Annotated in this window: 19 protein-coding genes, 1 tRNA gene and 1 pseudogene; 11 read left to right on the top strand and 10 right to left on the bottom strand. The window is 75.9% G+C overall.

The genetic code is table 11. The annotated features are described in order from the left end of the window. Nucleotides 1-116: 116 nt before the first annotated feature. On the top strand, nt 117-4,754 hold the full coding sequence (locus ACFCZN_RS09195) for a hypothetical protein (RefSeq protein ID WP_430556571.1): 4,638 nt from the start codon (nt 117-119) through the stop codon (nt 4,752-4,754). A 33-nt stretch (nt 4,755-4,787) separates the two neighbouring features. Beyond that, entirely contained in the window at nt 4,788-4,994 is a 207-nt protein-coding gene (locus ACFCZN_RS09190; protein ID WP_429764390.1) for a hypothetical protein, read from the top strand. A 66-nt stretch (nt 4,995-5,060) separates the two neighbouring features. Here the strand turns inward: ACFCZN_RS09190 and mscL are convergent, their stop codons facing one another. Next, nucleotides 5,061-5,456 (bottom strand): large conductance mechanosensitive channel protein MscL, encoded by a 396-nt coding sequence (gene mscL / locus ACFCZN_RS09185; RefSeq protein WP_430556570.1) that lies wholly within the window; start codon nt 5,454-5,456, stop codon nt 5,061-5,063. A 140-nt stretch (nt 5,457-5,596) separates the two neighbouring features. Then, nucleotides 5,597-6,382, bottom strand: coding sequence for an SAF domain-containing protein (locus ACFCZN_RS09180; protein WP_430556569.1), 786 nt, complete (start codon nt 6,380-6,382; stop codon nt 5,597-5,599). Nucleotides 6,383-6,530: 148 nt separating this feature from the next. Between ACFCZN_RS09180 and ACFCZN_RS09175 the strand changes: the two genes are divergently transcribed. Continuing rightward, nucleotides 6,531-6,707 (top strand): hypothetical protein, encoded by a 177-nt coding sequence (locus tag ACFCZN_RS09175; protein WP_429764653.1) that lies wholly within the window; start codon nt 6,531-6,533, stop codon nt 6,705-6,707. A gap of 14 nt (nt 6,708-6,721) precedes the next feature. Here ACFCZN_RS09175 and ACFCZN_RS09170 read toward each other — a convergent pair. Further along, nucleotides 6,722-6,862: pseudogene (locus ACFCZN_RS09170) on the bottom strand (FmdB family zinc ribbon protein); the annotation flags it as partial. 241 nt (nt 6,863-7,103) lie between these two features. On the opposite strand from ACFCZN_RS09170, the gene ACFCZN_RS09165 reads away from it, so the two are divergent. After that, on the top strand, nt 7,104-9,701 hold the full coding sequence (locus ACFCZN_RS09165) for a penicillin acylase family protein (RefSeq protein WP_430556616.1): 2,598 nt from the start codon (nt 7,104-7,106) through the stop codon (nt 9,699-9,701). 72 nt (nt 9,702-9,773) lie between these two features. On the opposite strand, the gene ACFCZN_RS09160 is transcribed toward ACFCZN_RS09165, so the two are convergent. Beyond that, a complete protein-coding gene (locus ACFCZN_RS09160) occupies nt 9,774-10,214 on the bottom strand; it encodes a hypothetical protein (RefSeq protein WP_430556568.1) in 441 nt (146 codons plus the stop codon). A gap of 34 nt (nt 10,215-10,248) precedes the next feature. Further along, nucleotides 10,249-10,692, bottom strand: a complete 444-nt coding sequence (locus tag ACFCZN_RS09155) for a VOC family protein (RefSeq protein ID WP_429764395.1) — start codon at nt 10,690-10,692, stop codon at nt 10,249-10,251. A 141-nt stretch (nt 10,693-10,833) separates the two neighbouring features. Here ACFCZN_RS09155 and ACFCZN_RS09150 point away from each other — a divergent pair, with 141 nt between their 5' ends. Next, on the top strand, nt 10,834-11,385 hold the full coding sequence (locus tag ACFCZN_RS09150) for a CGNR zinc finger domain-containing protein (RefSeq protein WP_430556567.1): 552 nt from the start codon (nt 10,834-10,836) through the stop codon (nt 11,383-11,385). Between the two features lie 4 nt (nt 11,386-11,389). Here ACFCZN_RS09150 and ACFCZN_RS09145 read toward each other — a convergent pair whose 3' ends face one another. After that, complete coding sequence (locus ACFCZN_RS09145; RefSeq protein WP_429764397.1) at nt 11,390-12,052, bottom strand: 5-formyltetrahydrofolate cyclo-ligase; 663 nt, start codon at nt 12,050-12,052, stop codon at nt 11,390-11,392. A 112-nt stretch (nt 12,053-12,164) separates the two neighbouring features. Between ACFCZN_RS09145 and ACFCZN_RS09140 the strand changes: the two genes are divergently transcribed. From ACFCZN_RS09140 to ACFCZN_RS09130, 3 genes are all read left to right on the top strand, one after another. Continuing rightward, nucleotides 12,165-12,806 (top strand): GNAT family N-acetyltransferase, encoded by a 642-nt coding sequence (locus ACFCZN_RS09140; RefSeq protein ID WP_430556566.1) that lies wholly within the window; start codon nt 12,165-12,167, stop codon nt 12,804-12,806. Nucleotides 12,807-12,899: 93 nt separating this feature from the next. Continuing rightward, nucleotides 12,900-14,225, top strand: a complete 1,326-nt coding sequence (locus tag ACFCZN_RS09135; RefSeq protein ID WP_430556565.1) for a hypothetical protein — start codon at nt 12,900-12,902, stop codon at nt 14,223-14,225. 50 nt (nt 14,226-14,275) lie between these two features. Continuing rightward, nucleotides 14,276-14,348: transfer RNA gene (locus tag ACFCZN_RS09130), tRNA-Ala, on the top strand. A gap of 73 nt (nt 14,349-14,421) precedes the next feature. On the opposite strand, the gene ACFCZN_RS09125 is transcribed toward ACFCZN_RS09130, so the two are convergent. From ACFCZN_RS09125 to ACFCZN_RS09110, 4 genes are all read right to left on the bottom strand, one after another. Beyond that, the gene (locus tag ACFCZN_RS09125; RefSeq protein ID WP_430556564.1) at nt 14,422-15,063 is read right to left on the bottom strand and encodes a hypothetical protein; all 642 of its coding nucleotides are present in this window, start codon (nt 15,061-15,063) and stop codon (nt 14,422-14,424) included. 67 nt (nt 15,064-15,130) lie between these two features. Next, nucleotides 15,131-15,673: a sugar O-acetyltransferase gene (locus ACFCZN_RS09120; protein ID WP_430556563.1), complete on the bottom strand. Its 543-nt coding sequence runs from the start codon at nt 15,671-15,673 to the stop codon at nt 15,131-15,133. Between the two features lie 36 nt (nt 15,674-15,709). Continuing rightward, entirely contained in the window at nt 15,710-16,090 is a 381-nt protein-coding gene (locus ACFCZN_RS09115) for a hypothetical protein (protein WP_430556562.1), read from the bottom strand. Next, nucleotides 16,021-16,377 carry a hypothetical protein gene (locus ACFCZN_RS09110; RefSeq protein ID WP_430556561.1) on the bottom strand — a complete coding sequence of 119 codons (357 nt, stop codon included), beginning with the start codon at nt 16,375-16,377 and terminating at the stop codon, nt 16,021-16,023. The genes ACFCZN_RS09115 and ACFCZN_RS09110 overlap by 70 nt, the downstream gene beginning before the upstream one ends. A gap of 88 nt (nt 16,378-16,465) precedes the next feature. Between ACFCZN_RS09110 and ACFCZN_RS09105 the strand changes: the two genes are divergently transcribed. From ACFCZN_RS09105 to ACFCZN_RS09095, 3 genes are all read left to right on the top strand, one after another. After that, complete coding sequence (locus ACFCZN_RS09105; protein ID WP_430556560.1) at nt 16,466-16,918, top strand: MarR family winged helix-turn-helix transcriptional regulator; 453 nt, start codon at nt 16,466-16,468, stop codon at nt 16,916-16,918. A 102-nt stretch (nt 16,919-17,020) separates the two neighbouring features. After that, nucleotides 17,021-18,691, top strand: coding sequence for a hypothetical protein (locus ACFCZN_RS09100; protein ID WP_430556559.1), 1,671 nt, complete (start codon nt 17,021-17,023; stop codon nt 18,689-18,691). A 142-nt stretch (nt 18,692-18,833) separates the two neighbouring features. Further along, nucleotides 18,834-20,291: a family 20 glycosylhydrolase gene (locus ACFCZN_RS09095; protein ID WP_429764417.1), complete on the top strand. Its 1,458-nt coding sequence runs from the start codon at nt 18,834-18,836 to the stop codon at nt 20,289-20,291. The last annotated feature ends 113 nt before the right edge of the window (nt 20,292-20,404 follow it).

The raw sequence follows: 20,404 nt of genomic DNA, 5'->3' as shown, positions 1-20,404 counted from the left end.
GCGTCAACACGCTCCCGTCCCTCGCGCCCCGCGCGGGGTCCCCCTGAAGCGCGTGCTCCGGCGGTTCCTCGGCGCGCCGACACCGGCGCGGCGGCAGGCCGTTCTACCGTGCTGGCGTGAGAGCCGCCCGACGATCCACCGCCACGACCGCGGTCGACCCCTCAGCCGGGGCACCCGGCGCGCCGGACCCGTCCCTGCGGACGGGCGCGGACGGCGGCCCGGCGGCGGGACCCGACCATCCCGACGACACCTCCGCGCGCGAGGCCGGCGACCGTCGGTCCCCGCGACCGCCGGGGGCGTCCGGCGCCGACGGCCGCCGCGAGAGCGCGTCGTCCGCGGCGGCGGCCTCCGTCGAGGCCGCGACGCGCCGCTGGCGCGCCTCCCTGGTGGAGATGGTGGGCGGCTCGTCCCTGTCCGACGTCGGCCTCCTCGGCGAGGCGATCGTCGACCTCTCGAAGGCGCACCCGAACGGGGTCGCCGGGCTGTTCGCGGGGCGCCCGACCCGCCTGTCGAACCTGGTGCGCGAGGGCGAGGCGCTGCCCGCCGCGCGGCGTCGGGCGCGGGCCGTGGCGGCCCGCGCGGCCGAGCACGCGTCCCGGTACGGCGTCGCGCCCACCTACCTCGCGATCGGCGTCGCCACCTGGACCGAGCACGACGACGGGCCCGAGGTCCCGTTCGGAGGTGGCGGGCCGCAGCGGCACGACGTCGCGGCGCTCGCGCGGGTCGCGTCGTCGGGCACGACGGCGGCCGCCCCTGCGGACGGCGACCCGGCCGACGACGCCGACCCCGGCGACGGAGACGGGGCGGAGCCGGGCGCAGCACCCGCGAGCGACCAGGACGGCGCCCCGGCGACCGGCCCCGCCGAGGGCCCCGCGGCGCCGGAGGACCAGGACGCCGAGGGACCCGCGCTGACGACGTCGATCCCCGTCGTGTCGATGGCGGCCCGCGAGCCGGCTGCCGCGCCGCGCGCGACGCCGTCGGACCCCGACGCCGCGACGCCCGCCGGCCGCGTGGTGCACGCGCCGGTCGTGCTGCGGCCGGTGACGCTCACCCCGCGCGGGGACGGCGGCGCCGACTACGACCTCACGCTGGAGCCGACGGTCGAGATCAACCCCGTGGTGGCGCGCACGCTGCGCGCGCACGGGGCGCTGCTCGACCCGGCGGCGCTCGCCAAGGCGACGTTCACGCTCGCCGGCTTCGACCCGACGGACGTGCTGGCGCGGGTGGCGGCGCTGGGCGAGGCCGTCCTGGACGACTTCCAGCTCGACCGCCGCGTGCTCGTCGGCACGTTCGTGCACCCCGGGCAGGCGCTGGTCGACGACCTCGACCAGCTCGCGCCGTCGCTGCACCGGCACGAGGTGGTGGCGGCGCTCGCCGGGGTGGACGACGCGGCGCAGCGGCTGGCCGCGCTGGAGCTGCCGGCCCTGCGCCGGGGCGACGCGGACCCGACGCGCGAGCGGGGCGTGGGCGACCTCGACCCGCAGCAGCGGTCCGTCCTGGACGCGCTGGCCACGGGCGGGCACCTGTTCGTCGACGCCCCCGTCGGCTCGGACGTCGCGGGCACCCTCGCCGCCGTCGTCGGCGAGGCGACCGCCGCGGGCCGCTCCGTGCTCTACGTGACCGGCCACCGGCGCGCCGCCGACCGGCTCGCGCTGCGGCTGGAGTCCCTCGGCCTGCAGAGCCTGCTGCTCGACGTGCCGCCGCACCCGACGTGGCGCGAGGACGTGACGCGCCGGCTGCTGTCCGCGATGGCGAGCGAGCCGGAGCAGGTCGACGTCGACGGCACCGCGCGCGTGCGCGACGCCCTGATCGGCACGCGCTCCCAGCTCACCGGCTACATCGAGGCGCTGCACCAGCCGCGCTCGCCGTGGCAGGTGTCCGCGTACGACGCGCTGCAGGCGCTCGCGCGCCTGACCGCCGAGCGGCCCGCGCCGTCGACCACCGTGCGGCTCGCCTCGGAGTCGGTGCTCGCGCTGACGCCGGAGCGCCGCCGCGAGGTCGCCACCGGGCTGGAGCGGGCCGCCGCCCTGGGCGCGTTCACCCTGCGACCGGCGTCGACGCCCTGGTACGGGGCGCACCTGCTGACCGACGACGACGCCCGCCAGGCGCTGGTGCGCGTGGAGCGGCTGCGCGACGTCACCCTGCCGCAGCTGCGCCGCCAGCTCGCGTACACGGGCGAGGTCACGGGCCTGACGACACCGACGACGGTGCGCGGCTGGGGCGAGCAGCTCGCGATGCTCGGCGGGATGCGCAGCACGCTCGACCTGTTCCACCCGATGGTCTTCGAGCGGACGGCGGCCGACCTCGTGCAGGCGACCGCGTCGCGGCGCTGGCGGGCCGAGCACGGCATCGAGATGGGCTGGTTCGCGCGCCGCCGGCTGCACAAGCGCGCCAAGGACATGGTGCGCCCCGGCGTGCGGGTCCCGAACCTGCACGAGGCGCTGGTGCAGGTGCAGGAGCAGCGCGACGTCTGGGCCGAGCACGCGCAGCGCGGCGGCTGGCCGACCCTCCCCGAGGGGCTCGCGTCCATCGAGGACACGTACGAGGCCGTGCGCATCGACCTCGAGGCGCTCGAGCCCGTGCTGGCGCCGACCACCCTGGGCGGCCACCTCCTGGACCTCGACCTGGACGGCCTCGCGGAGCGGCTGCAGCGGCTGGCGGGTCACGCCGACTCGCTGGCCGTGCTGCCCGAGCGCACCAGCCTGCTGCGCGCCGCGCGGACCGCCGGCGTGGGCGACCTCGTGGACGACCTCACCGACCGGCGCGTGCCGGGCGACCTCGTCGCCGCGGAGCTGGAGCTCGCCTGGTGGTCGTCCGTCTTCGAGCAGCTGCTCGCCGGCGACCCGGTGCTCGCCGGGCAGGACGGCGTCGGGCTCGACGCGCTCGCCCGACGCTTCCGCGACCTCGACCGCGAGCACCTCGCCGCGCTGTCCCAGCCGGTGCGCGTGGCGGCACGGGCGCACCTCGGGACCGCGATGCGCGAGGACCGGGACTCCGCGGAGGCCCTCTTCACGGAGCTCATCGAGGGCCGGCTGACGACGCTGCGCGACCTCGCGGAGCGCCACGGCGACGTCCTGCGGCGCCTCCGCCCCGCGCTGGTCGCGACGCCCACCCTGGTGCCGCACCTGCTCCCCGAGCACCGCACGGCCGACGTCGTGATCCTCGACGCGGTGCAGCACGTGCCCACGGAGGTCGTGGTGCCCGCCCTCGCGCGCGGACGGCAGGTCGTCGTGGTGGGCGACCCGCGGTCGGCGTCCGGCACCAGCGTGCACGAGCTGTCCGCGCTGCTGCCCACGGTGACGCTGCAGCCGCACGAGCACAGCCGCGACCCGGAGCTGACCCGCCTGCTCGCCGCGCACGGGTACGAGGGGCTGCTGCGCCCGGCGCCCCTGCCGCGCGCCGAGCCGCTGGTGCACCTCGACGTCGTGGAGGGCACCGGCATGCCGGACCCGGTCTCGGGCAGCGTGGAGAGCACGCAGGCCGAGGTGGACCGCGTGGTCGAGGTGTCGATCGAGCACGCCCTGACCCGCCCGGAGGAGACGTTCGCGATCGTCACGGTGACGGCCGCGCACGCGGACCGGGTGCGCGAGGCGCTGCTCGCGGAGGTCCGGGCCAACCCCGCGCTGGCGCCGTTCTTCTCGGGCTCGCGACCCGAGCCGGTCGTCGTCGCGGACATCACCGGTGTGGCCGGGCTGTCGCGGGACACGGTGCTCCTGTCCGTCGGCTTCGGTCGGACGCCGCACGGACGGGTGCTGCACCGCTTCGGCGTGCTCGGCGAGGCCGGGGGAGAGGCCATGCTGGTCGGCGCGCTGGGCGCCACCCGCAAGCGGCTGCACGTCGTGTCCTGCTTCACCGCCGACGCGCTCGACCCCGAGCGCCTGCGCAGCGCCGGCCCCCGGCTGCTCGTCGAGACGCTGGAGCTGGCCGAGCGCCGGTCCGGCGTCGCCGACCAGGTGCGGCTCGGCAACGGCGTCGACGTGGGTCGCGCGCCGGACCGCCTGCTCGTCGACCTCGGCGAGCGGCTGTGGAAGCTCGGCTACCTCGTCGAGACCGACTACGGCGCCACGGACGGCGACCGCATCCCGCTGGTCGTGGGCCACCCCGACCTGCCGGGCGAGCTGCTCGTCGCCGTGCTGACCGACGACGCCGCCTACGTCGCGGAGCCGTCCGTGCGAGTGCGCGACCGGCAGCTCGCCGAGCGGCTGGAGCGCCTGGGGTGGGTCGTGACACAGGTCTGGTCCGCCGCCGCGTTCCTCGACCCCGACGGCGAGGCCGACCGGGTGCGCCGGCTCGTGCAGCGCGTGCGCGACGAGCGGATCGGCACCGCCGGCGGCGTCGTGCCCCCGCGCGAGGTCGTCGTGCCGGTGCTCCCGGACGAGGACGAGCCGCCCGTCGACCTCGGCGTCGCGCCCGACGTCGTCGAGGTCGCCGCCGAGGACGTGGCTGCGGCGGCGGTGCGGGACGACGATCTCGAGACCGCCGCGATGGACGCCGCGACCGTCCTGGACCGCGATGCCGCCCCGGCGGACGGCGCGGCGGTTCAGGACGACGGCGCGGTGGACACCGACGACGTGACCGCGAACGGGGGCGCGCCGGAGGCTGCCGCCACGGACGGCGACGACGCGAGCGCCGACCGTGCCGAGGACGCCGCTGCCGACCCCGCCGTCGAGGAGGCCGCCGGCGTCGCGCCCGCGGACGAGGCCGACTCCCGGACCCCCGCCGGGGACGAGGGCGAGGCACGGCCCGAGGCCTGACAGGCCCCGCGGACGATGCCCGACAATGGTCGGGTGAGCGACTCCACCGCACCGGCCGGCCCGGCGTCCGGCACTCCGACGGGTGACCCGACCCCGCGCAAGCGGGCGCGGCGCCGTGCGGTTCGGCAGGGCACGGAGCGGGAGACGGTGCCGGGCGAGACCGCCGACGACCGCGGCGGCCACGACGACAACGACGACCGCCTGCTGCGCGACGTGCCGCCGCACTGGGGCCGACGCTGACGACGCCGCCGGCCGGCCCCGGAGACCAGGTCTCGACGGGCTCGGCCGGCGGCGTCGGTACCGCGGTCAGTACTGCGAGCGGCCGGACTGCGCGGCGAGCAGGTCGCGGATCTCCTGCAGCAGGACCGTGTCCTGCGCCAGCGGCGCCGGCTCCTCCTCCTGGCCACGGGCGCGGCGCTCGGCGAGCCTGTTCAGCGGCATCACGATGGCGAAGTACAGCGCGGCCGCGATGATGAGGAAGCTGAGGACGGCGTCGAGGAAGCCGCCGATCGACAGCACCGAGGGGCCGACGCCGTCGTGCGCGCCGCGCAGCGTGATGTCCCAGAGGTTGGTCAGGTCGGGCTTGCCGAAGATCGCGCCGATGATCGGGTTGAGGATGTTGTCGACCATCGCCGTCACGACGGCGGTGAACGCGCTGCCGATGATGATGCCGACGGCGAGATCGACCACGCTCCCTCGCATGATGAATTCCTTGAAGCCTGTGAACATGCTCTTCACGTGATTCCCCCTGTGGTGCGGCAGGCCCGGGCGAGCCGGGCGTGGGCTGACGGTCGCCGATTCTCGCGGGGGACGCGGCGGGCTGCAACGGCGACCGCGGTCGGTCATCGCACGAGCACCGCGCCGACGGTGCCCCACCCGGACGCGGCGGACAGCCCCGGCGCATCGTCCTTGCTCACCGCCACGAGGGTGACGTCGGCCTCCTGGGACGGCGGGGTCGCGCCCGCCAGCAGGCCGCCGTCGACCGGCTCGACGGCGTCCGGCCGCGGCAGGACGAGCGCCCGCCGCGCGAGGTAGGCGTCGTCCCGCTCGGCGTCACCCTCGTCCGCACGGTCGGTGCCGGCGGCCCGCGCGGCCTCGCCGGTGAGGACCAGGTCGACGCGGTCGCCCGGCCGCAGCCAGCCCGCCGCGGTGTCCTCCAGGCGCACGGGCACCACGACGGTCCCCCGTGGGGCCTGCGCGACCACGCCGTCGCCGGGCAGCAGCCCCGGGTGGAGGGGGAGCCCGGCGGGCAGCGTGGTCACCGGTGTGCGCCCGACGAGCTCGACCGGGTCCGTGGCGACGCCGTCGGGGGCGAGGCCCACGTCCACCGGGACGGTGGTGAGGTCCGCGGCGGCCACGGGCTCGCCCGCCAGGAGCGCCCGGGCGGGGACGACGACGTCGACCGTGGGCGCCGGGGCCGGTCGCACCGCCTGCACGACGGCTGCGGCCGCGAGGCCGCAGCAGACGGCGGCGAGCACGAAGCGCACCCGCCAGAGGAGGGAACGCAGCCGGCGCGCGACCCGGCGCCGTCCGGCCGGTCCGCCGGGGCCGGGCGGACGCGCGGACCCGGCCCGTGGTTCCTGGGCGCGGTGGGTGTCGGGTCGGGGGAGCGTGTCGAGCAGCGGCATGCGGGCGACGCTAGGTCGCCCGGTCCCCGGACGTCGGTGTGGTGCGACAACCTGTGGACGGCGCCGGCCTGGGGGCAGCGTCCGGGGTCGGTACCGCCGCGGCGGCGTCGTCGACCGGGCGCCGCCGGACGATCAGGAGGAGGCGGCCTTGGACGTGCTCGACGACCCGGACGACGAGGTGCTCGACGAGCCGGTCGAGGACGAGCCGCTCGAGGACGAGTCCTTGCCGGAGCTGCCGGAGCTGCTGGAGGAGCCGCTCGACGACGAGGAGCTCGAGGACGAGCCGGAGCCCTTGCCGGACCCGGACCGCGAGTCGGTGCGGTAGAAGCCCGATCCCTTGAACGTCACGCCCACGGAGCCGTACTGCTTGCGCAGCGTCCCGCCGCACTCGGGGCAGACGGTCAGCGAGTCGTCCGTGAACGACTGGTGGACGTCGAAGGCGTGGCCGCAGTCGGCACACCGGTATGCGTAGGTGGGCACGTGATCTCCTCGTGGCGGACGCCGGCACCCGCCGGGAGGGGCGCGATGCTGGCACTCAGGTGATGCGAGTGCCAATCATACGCCGGACGGTAGTCTCGCCTGCGTGTCAGCGACCGTCACCCCTGCAGAACCCGGAAACCCGTCCGAGCCCGACCTCTCCCAGGACGTGACGGAGACCGAGGAGGCACCCCGCCGGCGCTCGCGGCTCCGCAGCGCCGTCGTCGGTGTCGCCGTCGTCGTGGTGCTGGCCCTCGTGGCCGGCACGGTCTTCACCGTCGTCACGCTGCGCCGTCCGCTGCCGGACCACGAGGGCTCGCAGCAGGTGCCGGGTCTCAGCTCCGCCGTCGAGGTGCGACGCGACGCGCAGGACGTGCCCCAGGTCTACGCGGACGCCCCCGAGGACCTGTTCCGCGCCCAGGGCTACCTGCAGGCGCAGGACCGCTTCTTCGAGATGGACTACCGCCGTCACGTGACGTCGGGCCGCCTCGCCGAGCTCGTCGGCGACGTCCCGGAGGCGATCGAGGCCGACAAGGTGACGCGCACCTTCGGGTGGCGTCGCGTGGCCGAGCAGGAGTGGAACCTCATCTCGGACGAGTCGCGCGACTACCTGCAGGCGTATGCGCAGGGCGTCAACGCGTACCTCGAGAGCCGCGACCCGGAGGAGCTCGGCGTCGAGTACACGGTGCTCGGGGCGCGCGTGGACGTCGCCGAGCCCGAGCCGTGGGACCCGGTCGACTCGCTCGCCTGGCTCAAGGCGATGGCGTGGGACCTGCGCGGCAACTACGACAGCGAGCTCGACCGGGCCCTGGCGTACAGCACCCTCGGCGAGACGGACCTGGTCGACGAGCTGTTCCCGGCGTACGGCGAGAGCGGCAACCGGCCGGTGCTGCGCAACCGCGACCTCGACAACGAGCGGCCCGCGCAGGCGTCGGGCGACGCGACGGACGGCGACGACGCCGGTGCCGACACGGGGACCGACGCCGAGCTGACGTCGGCCCTCACGGGTCGCGCGACGGGCGGGGCCGGCGAGGCGACCGCCGCGCTGGGCGCCGCCGTCGAGTCCACGCGCAGCGCGCTGGACGCGGTGCCGGTGCTGGTGGGCCGCGGTGACGCGGCGGGCTCCAACTCGTGGGTCGTGTCCGGGGAGCACACGGAGTCGGGCGAGCCGATGCTCGCGAACGACCCGCACCTCGCGCTGTCCGCCCCCGGGATCTGGTCGCAGGTGGGCCTGCACTGCAACGAGGTCTCCGCCGAGTGCCCGTTCGACGTCGCCGGCTTCTCGTTCGCCGGCTTCCCCGGCGTCGTCATCGGGCACAACGGCGACCTCGCGTGGGGCCTGACCAACATGGGCGCCGACGTCACCGACTTCTTCATCGAGCGCGTGCGCGGCGACACGTGGCTGAAGGACGCCGGCGCGGAGCAGTGGGAGCAGCTCGACACCCGCAAGGAGACCATCCGGGTCGCGGGTGGCACCCCGGTCGACATCACGGTCCGCAGCACCGAGCACGGCCCGATCGTCTCGGACGTGCTCGAGGTCGGGGACGTCGTGGGCTCGCCCACCTCGGAGGGCACGGAGTTCGGCGAGTACGCCGTCGCCCTGCAGTGGACGGCGCTGCAGCCCGGCCGCACGGCCGACGCCGTCTTCGCGTTCGACACGGCGAAGGACGCCGACGACGTGCGCGCGGCGGCCGCGCTGTTCGAGGTGCCGGCCCAGAGCATCGTGTTCGCCACCACGGACGGGCACATCGGGTACCAGGCGCCGGGCCGCATCCCGGTCCGCTCCGAGGTGAAGGGGCCCGTGCCGTCCGACGGCACCTGGCCCCGCCCCGGCTGGGACCCGCGCTACGACTGGCAGGGGTGGGTGGACGCCGACGACATGCCGCGCGCGCTCGACCCGGAGGAGGGCTTCGTCGTCGCGGCCAACCAGGCCGTGCTGCGCGACGGGGCGCGTCCTTATCTCGCGGACGACTGGGACTACGGGTACCGCTCGGAGCGCATCCGCACCCTGCTCGCCCAGCAGATCGCGTCCGGCCGGCCGTTCACGGCAGAGGACATGAACCGCATCCAGAACGACGACTGGTCGGCGTTCGCGGAGGCCCTCGTGCCCACCCTGCTCGACATCGACCTCGACGACTCCTACGTCGCCGCCGGGCAGGACCTGCTCGCGGACTGGGACTACCGGATGGACGCCGACTCCCCGGCGGCCGCCTACTTCGCCGCCGTGTGGCGCAACCTCCTGCAGGAGGCGTTCTGGGACGACCTGCCCCCGAGCATGCGCCCCGACGGCGGGTCGCAGTGGCTCCTGGTGGTGAAGTCGATGCTGGACCGGTCCGAGGACGCGTTCTGGGACGACCGCACGACGGCGAACGTCGTCGAGTCGCGCGACGAGATCCTCACGCGGGCCCTGTCCAGCGCGCGTCGCGACCTCACGGTCGAGCTGTCCAAGGAGCCGACCGACTGGGACTGGGGCACGCTGCACACGCTGCAGCTCGAGCACCCGGTGATCGGCGGCGAGGCGGTGCCCGGCCTGGTGCGCGACCTCGTCAACCCGGACCCGGTGAGGATGCCCGGCGGCTCGTCCATCGTCAACGCGACCGGGTGGGACGCCGGCACCGGCAGCTTCGCCGTGACGACCGGCCCGTCCATGCGGATGGTGGTCGACATGGCCGACCTGGACGCGTCGACGTGGGTGACCGTCACCGGGGTGTCCGGCCACCCGGCGTCGTCGCACTACGACGACCAGCTCGACGAGTGGGCCGCGGGGAAGACCTTCGCGTGGCCGTTCACCCGCGAGGCGGTCGAGGAGTCGGCGGAGACGCGCGCCACGCTCGTGCCCTGACCGGCTGGGCGGCCGACGAGCACCCGACGAGCCCCGGACGTCCCGACGTCCGGGGCTCGTCCGCGTCTCGGCTCAGAAGTCGTCCGCGAAGGCCTCGCCGTAGGCGTCGGCCCAGGCGAGCCGCTGCGCCAGGTCGTCCGCGTCGACGACCTGGTCCGATCCGGCGGCGGGCGGGGTCGTGGAGTCCTCGAGCAGCGCGATGCCGGTGACGGCGGTGGCGGTCGCCGCGACGAACGCGACCCCGAGCGCCACGACCGTGCGGCCCGGGCCGCGCCACCAGCGGCGCACGACGCCGTGCGGCTCGGCCGGGTCGTCGGCCCGGGCCGACGACGGGGCGTCACCCGCGCCGTCGTCGACGGTGACGGCGAGGAGGGCGTCGAGCTGGCGGGGCGTCAGCCGCTCGAACGCCTCGACGACGGCGGGCGACAGGCTCCGGCCGGCCCGGCGGTCGGCCTCCCGGAAGCGGTCGAGCGCCTCCTGGTCGGCGCGGTCGAGGCGGGGTGCGGTGGTCATGGTGTGGTCTCCGAGCTCTCGTCGAGGTGGGTTGTCAGCGGCCCGGCGCGCGCGTGACGACCTGCTGGACCACCCAGCCGTTGCCGTCCGGGTCGGCGAACGACGCGTAGGTGGCGTAGCTGTCGGCGGCCGGGTGGGGGCCGGGCACGCGGTGGGCGTCCCCGGCCCAGTGGAAGACGCCGTCGGCGTCGTGCCAGAGCTCGCTCACGTCCGCCCCGCGGTCCCGGAGCTCTTCGCGGGCCGCGGCGATGTCGGTCGTGACGAGGTGCAGCCCTTGGAGCGAGCCGGGGGCGGCGTCGGTGAGGTGCTCGCCGAAGATGACGGACGCCCCGGATCCGGGGGGTGTGACCTGGACGACGCGCAGGCCCCGCTCGCTGCGGAAGTCGGCGTCGAGGCGGAAGCCGAGCGCCGTGTAGAAGTCCTTCGCGCGGTCCACGTCGGAGACGGGAAGGACGACGATCTCGAGGGCGAGCTCCATGGTGTTCCTCCGTGTTCTCGGAGACCGGCGTCACCGGTCTGACTGGTGACGAATCTGCCCCGATCGTCGTCACCTGTCAAAGTGGTGATGGTCACGCGGCCCCGTCTTGCGCGGCCGAATGTCACCTGCCAGAGTGGTGACGTGATCCATGCCTTTCCCTGCGGCACCCTCGCGCTCGACTTCGTCGGCACGCTCCGCGCGCGCCGCAACGACGAGCCCACCGAGAAGCTGGCGTCCGCCGCAGACCTCGACGCGTGGTGCGTGGAGTCGGGACTGCTGTCCGCCGCCCCGTCCTCGGGCGCGTCCGACGTCGAGCGCGCCGTCGAGCTGCGGGAGGCGGTCTACGCGCTGATCTGGGCGCGGCTGCACGACCGGCCGCTGCCCGCCGGGGCGGTCGAGACGGTCAACCGTTACGCCGCGGACGCCCCGCTGGTCCCGGTGCTGACCGATGCGGGGTGGTCACGGGTCGGTGGCCCCGGGCAGGTGCTCTCCCAGCTCGCGCGCGAGGCCGTCGAGATCGTCGGCGGGGACGCCGCCGCGCTGCTGCGCGAGTGCGGGCGGCCGGAGTGCACGCAGGTCTACCTCGACCATTCCCGCGGTCGGCGCCGCGAGTGGTGCTCGATGGCCACCTGCGGCAGCCGGATGAAGGCGGCTGCCTACCGCGCGCGGCAGCGCGCGGGCGCGGACGCCTGAACCGTCAGGCCCCGGCGGCGGGGAGCTCCCGCCAGCCGTCCGGCGTGACGACGGCGTGCACGGGCACGTCGTGCTCCTCGGCGGGCAGCGGGTGGGTGGCGGAGTCGTAGAGCTCCTCGGGGAACACGAGGGCGACGACGGGCACGCCCGGGCGGCGGATCTTCAGCAGCCGGTCGTACCAGCCGCCGCCCTGGCCGAGGCGGACGCCCCGGTCGTCGACGGCGAGGGCGGGCGCCACGACGACGTCGGCCTGGGTGATGGCCTCGGCCCCGAGTGCGGGGCCGCTCGGCTCGGGCGGCCGGCCCGGGGCGCGCTCGAGCAGGTCGTCGGGCCCGGCGTACTCGGCCCAGTCGCGGGCCAGGCCCGCGCCCAGCACGGGCAGGAGCACCCGGGCGCCGCGCGCGGCGAGGTGCTCCAGGAAGACGTGCGTGCCCGGCTCGGTGGGGCGCGAGACGTACGTGGCGACGACCGCGGCGTCGCGGACGGCGGGCACCGTGGCGAGGACCTCGGCGAAGGCGTGCGCGGCCTCGGCCCGCAGGCGCGGGGAGCGCTCGGCGCGGTGCGCGCGGATGGCCCGGCGGAGCTCTTCCTTGGCGTCCGCGGCCTCCATCCCGGCGACGACGGGGTACGGCTGGTGTGCTCTCGATCCGTTGCGGTCGCCGTGCATGGGGCCATTGTGGCAGGGTCCCGTCCGGGGAGTTCCCGGCGCGCGCCGGAGACGCCGAGAACGGCTCCGGCCCGCGGGCAGGGGTGGGAGCGTCGGGACGGAACGAGGTGGCATGACGCACAAGCTCGCCCGCGGATGGGTCGTGTCCCGGCCGTGGCCGGTGACGCTGCGCGAGGACGGACCCTCGGGCACCGTCGTGCTGCGCCCGCTGCGCCGCAAGGACGGCCCCGAGTGGTTGCGCCTGCGGTCGGCGAACGCGAGCTGGCTCGAGCCGTGGGAGGCGACGTCGCCGGGGGAGCGGCCCGCCGTGTCGACGTTCGGCGACTACCTGCGTGCGCTGACCACCCAGGCGCGCGCGGGCACGACGCTGCCGTTCGCCGTCGAGCTCGACGGCGCCCTGGTGGGGCAGCTCACCGTGTCCCAGATCGTCTACGGCTCCCTGTGCTCCGCGAGCATCGGGTACTGGGTGTCGCGCGAGGTCGCGGGTCGTGGCGTCATCCCGACGTCGGTCGCCATGGCGGGCGACTACTGCCTCGCCGTGCTCGGGCTGCACCGCATCGAGATCAACATCCGCCCCGAGAACGCCCCGAGCCTGCGGGTGGTGGAGAAGCTCGGGTTCCGCGACGAGGGCGTGCGCGAGCGCTACCTGCACATCCAGGGCCGGTGGAGCGACCACCGCACGTTCGCCCTCACCACCGAGGACGTGCCGGAGGGCCTCCTGGCCCGCTGGCAGCGGGTGCGCGACGGCGGCTGACGCCGTCCCGCGGTCCCCGGACCCGCGACCCGACCACGGACACGCCGCGACGGCGTGCGTCGGCGGCGTCGTCCCGTCCCCTACCGTCGTGACGTGGAAACGTCGGCGGCAGGACTCGCGGTGCTCGCGCTGTTCGTCCTGTGGCTGGGCTTCTGGGTGCCGCACCGGCTGCGGCACCGCCAGCAGCTGCAGGACGCGCGGGTGGACGACAGGTTCTCCGGCGGGCTCCGGGTGCTGGCGGTGGCGGGTGCGGGCGGCACGCGCGGGGTGACGACCCCGACCGGCGGCGCGACGCCGCTGCTGGTGCCCGGCACGTCGTCGGAGGGCGGACGAGGGGAGCGACCGATGGGTCTGGACGACGACGGGGGCGCGTCGCGCGCCCTGACGGCCCCGCGCGCCACGGGGCAGGGCGAACGGCCCCGCGAGTCCCGCCTCGCCCTGTTCGAGCAGCGCGCCGCGAGGGCACGCCGCCGGCTCCTGCTGACCGTCCTCCTGCTGCTCCTCACGATCGGCGGCTGGGTCGTCGTCGGGCTCGGCCTGGTCGGCTGGTACGCCGCGGCCGCGCCCACCGCGCTCCTGCTCGTCGTGCTGGTGCTGGGCCGCGTCGCGGTACTGCAGGCCCGGCGCGCCGACGCGCGCTGGGTCGCGGATCGCAAGGCGGCGCAGCGGCAGGCGACCGAGGCGAGGGCCCTCGCCAACGGCGGACCGCACGCGCCGCGCAACCGCCCCCGGGTGACCGGCCACGCGGTGCGCCCGTCGGCGACGCACACCCAGCTCATCCCGCGCGTGTCGGCACCTGCCGACCAGGCCTCGGCCCGCGCCGTCCCGCGCACGACGCGGCGCACCGAGCCCGCCTCCCCGAGCGCCCGCGTGACCGTCCCCGCCGACGGCGCGCGCGGCGAGGAGAGCGCGGAACCCGAGCCGGCCACGCGCCGTCGCGCCACCGCGTCGTCGGAGCGCCTGGTCTTCGACGTCCGCGCCGACGAGCGGCCGCCGGCGCCGGAGCCGGTCGTCGTCGTGGACCCGGGGGAGGGTGGCGACGCCGTACCCGCCGGGCCGCCGCCCGTGGGCAGCGAGCCGTGGGAGCCCGTACCCGTCCCCCTGCCGACCTACGTCACGAAGCCGGCGGCGCCTCGACGCGAGCCGCGGCCGCTCCCGACCGTGCCCGCGGGCCGTGCGATCCCGGCAGGCGAGGCCGCACGCGGCGCGGCGCTGGCCGCGACCGTCCGTGCGACGCTCGGGCCGACCGCGACGCCCGCGGGGGCGCCGGTCGCGGAGCGGGCCGACACCCTGGACGCCACGTCGTCGACCGCCGACGCGACGGCGGACCTGACGGCCGTCGACGAGCCGCGGCCGCGCACCGAGACCCTCGGACTGCCCCTCGACGAGATCCTCGCCCGCCGTCGTGCGGCGGGCTGAGCCGATTTGGCGACCTGCCGTCACGGGGTGCTAATGTTGGCACCGCTCTCGGGGCTATGGCGCAGTTGGTAGCGCGTCTCGTTCGCAATGAGAAGGTCGGGGGTTCGAATCCCCCTAGCTCCACCGAAGGCCGAAGGCCGCCGCACCTGGTGCGGCGGCCTTCGTCGTTCCCGGGCGCCTGCGGACGTGTCCCGGGTCAGGCCGTGCGGCGCGACAGGAGTGCCGCGACGAGGAAGCAGAGCGCCCCGACGAGCGTCCCGGCCTGGTCCCACCACGCGCTGAGGTAGGTGCCCGTGGACGGTTCCACGTACGCCCCGACGGCGGAGGCGGCGAACGCCACGGAGCCGACGGCGTTGAGCCAGGTGCCGTGCCAGGTGCGCGCGTCGAGGTCCCACAGGTGCCCGCGGTCGCGGGTCGCGACGATCGCGAACGCGGACGAGACGAGGAACGCGACGGAGCCGTACGCGTCGGGCTTCCAGCCCGCCCCGAGCCGCCCCGGGTCGTCGACCGCGGCCACCAGGGCGGCGACCGTGCTCACGTTGAAGCACACGGTGCCGGCGAGCTGGATCGCGGCGGCCCACCAGTCCCACAGGTCGGCGGGGTGCGTGCCCGCGCGCGGCGGGCGGCGGCCGCTGAGGCTCAGCTGGACGAACGCCGCCGCGGTGAAGAACACGGACCCGACGACGAACGTGACGCCCGCCCCGACCGCGCCCACGGCGTCGGCGTAGGGCGGGAGCGCCCCGACGAGGAAGCACAGCGACCCGACGGCGAAGCCCCACGCCTCGCGACGCAGGCGGCGTCGCGAGGTGCTGGCGACGTCCCGACCTGCCGCGGACACCTCTGCAGCGTAGGAACGGGCGGCGGAGGGCCTCAACCGTCGGGCCGCTTTTCACCCTGACCAGGCCTCACCAGCTGCGGCGCACCGTCGCCTTGCCGCCGGTGACGAGGCTGCGCGGGGGCACGTCGTCGGCGACGACGGACCCGGCGGCGATCACCGAGTCCCGCCCGATGGTGACGCCCGGCAGGACGGTGGTGCCCGCGCCGATCCACACGTTCTCCTCGACGTCGATCGGGCCGCCGGTGAGCCACACCCTCCGGTCGTCGGTGTCGACCGGGTGGCCCACGGTGATGAACGTGACCCGCGGCGCCACCATGACGCGCTCGGCCAGCCGGATCCCGGCGTAGTCGAGGAAGGTGCAGTTCTGGTTGACGAACACCCGGTCGGCGAGGTCGAGGTTGAGGCCGTGGTCCGTGTAGAAGGGCGGGTAGATCGTCGTCCTCGGCGGGAGGGCGCGCCCGAGGATCTGCTCGAAGAGCTCCGCCTTGCCCGCCTCGTCGTCGAACGGCAGCACGTTGAGGCGGGAGGTGAGCTCGGTGGCGCGGAGCACCCGCTCGGACATCGCCCGGAACTCGGGGCCGTGGATGCGCAGGAGGAGGTCGCTCGGCATCCCCCGATGGTGCCGGGTGCGTGCGACATCCCCTGCTCACGACGCCCGGGACCCGGGCGCCTCCCAGGGGAGCCGCGTGCTGACCGGCTCGGGCGCGGGCAGCGCCCCGCCGGCGGTGCCGCGAGCGGCCGGTCGCGGTGCGGCGCCGAGCCGCACGACGGACGTGCGGTCGTCGACGCGGACGGCGGCGAAGGCGCCCTGCGCGGGCACGTCGCGCGGCACCGGGATCGCGTGCCGTCCGGCCGGCAGGGTCGTGTCGAGGAGCGCGACGGTGTGGGGGACCGGGTCGGGTGGCACGGGCACGGCCCAGAGCGCTGTCGCCGTGACGTGCGCGGGTGCGGTGAGCGTCACGCGCAGCTCGCGGGTCTCGGCGTCGTGCTCGACGCCGGGCGCCGGGCCGCCGACGAGCTCCTCCACCTGGGCGGTGAGCAGCGGAGCGGCGCCATGCCGCCCAGCCCGCTGCGGAGCTGGACGTCGGGGTGGCGACGGAGCATCTCCGCCTCCAGGTGCTCGCGCAGCGGCGGCGGCACCTGGCCGCCGAAGAGCACGAGGTCGAGGTCGCGGGCGTCGTAGTCCTCGAGCACCCGGTCGAACTGGTTGGTCGCGTTCGCCGCGATGCCGCGGGCCCGCAGCATCGAGACCGTCTCGGTGAGGGCCCGCGCGCTGCGGCCCACCACGAGGACCCGCGTCGTCCTGTCGGTCATCGTCCGTCCCTTTGTTGGTGAAACCAAGATTGGCACGACCAACATACATCGAATGTGGGTCGCGCCAACACCCCGCTAGGCTCGGGGCATGCGCGAGCCCCAACCTCCCCGCCGCACGCCCGACCGGCAGAAGGACCGGCCGACGTGGCTGCTGGGGCGCGCCGCGGTGCGGTCGTCGGCGCTGCTCGCCGGCGCGTTCGCCGAGCAGGGCGACGGCCTGCGCGGCTACCACTACCGGCTCCTGGCCGCGCTCGAGCAGTGGGGCCCCGAGAGCCAGGCCGACCTCGGTCGGGACACGGGTATCGACCGGAGCGACGTCACCGGCGCCCTCCAGGAGCTCGAGGAGCGCGGCCTCGTGGAGCGGGAGGAGGACCCCGCGAACCGGCGCCGCAAGATCGTGTCGGTCACGCCGTCCGGCCTCGCCGAGCTCCGGAGGCTCGACGAGGTTCTCGACGGGGTGCAGGAGGCGCTCCTCGCACCCCTCTCCGCCGCGCAGCGGCGGCAGTACGCGGAGATCATGGCGCTGCTCGCCGACGCCTGACCCGCAGTGGCGCCCGAGGCCGGGCCGCTTCGCGCCGCGCGCATGTGACGAGGTCGTGGAAGCCGTCGACCAGCGGTCGGTGGATGCGCAAAGATGAGGGGCGTGCCCCTCCGGAACGTCCGATTCGTCCTGCCCGTCTTCCTGACCGGTGCACTCGCCCTCACCGGCTGCGCGGCCTCGTCGCCCAGCGAGTCGGCGAGCCCGTCGACGGGCGCCCCGGCGGTCGCGGTGCGCGACCTGTCCACGCACACGGTGCTCCTCGACGCGGCCGACCCGGCCGAGCTCGCCCTCACGACGAGCCAGACGGTCTTCGCGCGCTCGGAGGTCGTGGTCCTCGCGGACGCGGACGACGCGGGAGCGCGGGAGGCCCTCGCTGCCACGGCGGAGGCCGTGCACGCCCCCGCGCTCCTGGCGGACGACGCCGGGACGGGGGTCGCCGAGGAGCTCGAGCGGCTCGGCGCGCGCGCGGCGGTCGTCGTCACGGGCGACGCGCGGGCGGAGGGTGCCGCCACGGGTGCCGCGGACGGCACCGACGCCTCGGGCGCTGCCGACGAGGGCGCCGGGGCGGACCCGGGCGCGGCGGCGCGCCAGGTCGCGGACGCCGCCGGCGTCCAGGCGATCACCGTCAGCCCCGACGTCGTCGGCGGGGAGGGCGACGCGGGCGACGGTGCGGGCCCGACGCTCGAGGACGACGACCTGGAGGATCTCGTCGACAGCCTCGACTCCCTGCTGGGCGAGGGCCCGGGGGCGTCCCCCTCCGCGTCGGGGGGGACGGAGGGGGCGCCCCGCCTGCTGCGCGAGGTGCTCGCGCTGGTCGACCCGCAGGAGGGTCAGGAGGCCGCGATCGCGTCGTTGCGCGCGGCGGGGGCCGTGACGACCGAGGTGCCCGGCGGCGACCTCGCGTCCGCGCGCGTCGTCGAGACGGTGGACCGCGCGCAGGCGCTCACCGTCGTGGGGGTGGGGCGGTCGTTCGGCGATGCCGGGACCTTCGCCTGGCGCGTCGCAGCCGCGGAGCGGGCGGCGCTGCTGCCCACCGGGTCGCAGCACCTGCTGCCGGCGCGCTACGTCGCGGTCGACGGGTCGGTCTGGGACGAGCCCGCATCCGCCGTCGCGCGGGCGCGGGCCGCGGCCGCCGCCTCCGTGCCGGGCGACGACGCGCCGCACGACGGTGCCGACGCCCCCGTGGTGCCGACGCTGGTGCTGCCGGTCAGCGCCACCGCGAGCGCCCCGGGCGAGGACGGCGACTGGGTGACGCAGGAGGACGTGGACGCGCTGCGCCCGCTGGTCGACGCGGCGCGGGACGCCGGGGTGTACGTGCTGCTCGACGTCGGGGCCGGCCCGGCGCCGGTGGTCGAGCAGGTGCGCGCGGCCGAGCCGCTGCTGCGGACGCCCGGGGTGGGGGTCGCCCTGCACCCCGAGTCCCGGGTCGGGGACGGTGCCGCGACGACGTCCCACCAGATGTCGGCGGACGAGCTCGACGACGTGACCACGTTCCTGGCCGACCTGGTGTCGCGGGAGGGGCTTCCGCCGGCGCTGCTGGTCGTGCACCAGACGCGACCCGAGTCGGTGCCCGACCGGTCCCTGCTGCGCTCGGTGCCCCAGGTGGAGACGCTGGTCCTCGCCGACCTGACCGGCGGCGCCACGACCGGCGAGTGGGTGTGGAACCAGGTGAGCGCCGACCTGCCCGACGGCGTGCACCTGGGGTGGTCGGGTCCGGCGGCGGGAGCGGTCGTCCCGACCGACCCGGCGCCGGTGCTGATCGCCACCTCCTGACCGTCGCTGTGCTCTCGGGCGCCGCCGGACGGCGTCGTTGACAGGGGTTCGATCGATTCGGCAGGATCACTAACGTAACGTTTCGATCCTCCGTCGGCGCCGACCGGGTGCCGTCGACCCGCGCCCCTGGAGACCGATCATCGTGCTGTCCCTGATCCCGTGGCCCACCGTCGTCGACGGGCAGGACGTCGCCCCGCTCGCCCTGGACGCCGCCCGCCTCGTCGCGCCCGACGACGCCCTCGCCGTCGTCGCGGCCGAACAGCTCGAGGCGGTGGGCGTGCGCGTCGTCGACGCGGGGTCCGCGGCGGAGGGTGCCACGCCGGTGGTGCTGCGCCTCGACGACGCCGCCGGACCCGAGGGCTCCGCCAGCCCCGAGCGGTACACGCTGCGCGTGACGACGGCGGGCGTGGAGGCCACCGCTCCGGAGCCGGTCGGCCTGCTGCACGCGGTGCGCACGCTGCGCCAGCTCGTCCCCGCTGCCGCGGCAGGCAGCGCGCGCGAGGTGCCCGCCGTCGTCGTGCACGACGCGCCGCGGTACGGCTGGCGCGGGCTGTCGTTCGACGTCGTGCGGCACTGGTTCGGCCCCGAGGACATCCGCGCCGTCGTCGACCTGGTCGGTGCGTTCAAGCTGCGGGTGCTGCACCTGCACCTCACCGACGACCAGGGCTGGCGGATCGAGACGCCGTCGCGCCCCGAGCTGGAGAAGGCGTCCGACAGCCAGGTCGGCGGCGGCACGGCCGGCTTCCTCACGGTCGACGACTTCCGCGAGCTGCAGGAGTACGCGGCGGCGCGGTTCGTGACGATCGTCCCCGAGTTCGACATGCCCGGGCACATCAACGCGGCCACGCAGGTCTACGGGGCGCTCACCAAGGACGGCCTGCCCACCGATCCGTACGAGGGCATCGAGGTGGGCTTCTCGCGTCTCTGGTTCGACAACCCGGCCACCGAGCCGTTCCTGCGCGACGTGATCGGCGACGTCGCCGCCATGACGCGGGGCGACTGGGTGCATGTCGGCGGCGACGAGGTGCACACGATGGAGGTCGAGGAGTTCGCGAAGTTCGTCGAGCTCGCCGCGCGGATCGTGCGCGAGCACGGCAAGACGCCGATCTTCTGGCAGGAGGGCGCCCGGGGCCCCGTCGAGCCCGGCACGCTGCTGCAGTACTGGGAGCCCAAGGGCGAGGAGTTCGCGCGCTTCGTCGCGGCGGCGCACGCCGGCGCGCGGTTCATCATGTCGCCCGGCAACCACGCCTACCTCGACATGAAGTACACGCCCGAGCACGAGCTCGGCCTGCACTGGGCGGGCTACGTCGAGCTGCGCGACTCCTACGAGTGGGAGCCCACCGCCGTCATCGACGGCCTGCCCGCCGACTCCGTGGAGGGCGTCGAGGCCGCCGTCTGGACCGAGACGATCACCACCCGCGACGAGCTGTTCTCCATGCTGCTGCCGCGCCTCGGCGCCGTCGCCGAGGTGGCCTGGACCGCGCCCGAGCGCAAGGACTGGGAGGCCTTCCGCGCCCGCACCGCCGCCCAGGCGCCCGCCTGGCGCGCCGGTGGCTGGGCCTTCCACCAGACCCCGCAGGTCGACTGGCCCACCCCCTGAACGCTGTGAGCGGGGGGGTGGGACTGTTTCCGGTTCTCAACAAGGAAAAAAACCCACCCCCCACCACCCCGAGTCAACCCCCGACCCCTCCCTTTTCCCCCCCCCCCCACCCC

It is taken from the genome of Isoptericola sp. NPDC056134 (genome assembly GCF_042264825.1).
Taxonomy (GTDB): domain Bacteria; phylum Actinomycetota; class Actinomycetes; order Actinomycetales; family Cellulomonadaceae; genus Isoptericola; species Isoptericola nanjingensis.
The sequence above is the reverse complement of the archived record's forward strand: the minus strand, read 5'-3'. Positions and strand labels throughout refer to the sequence as shown.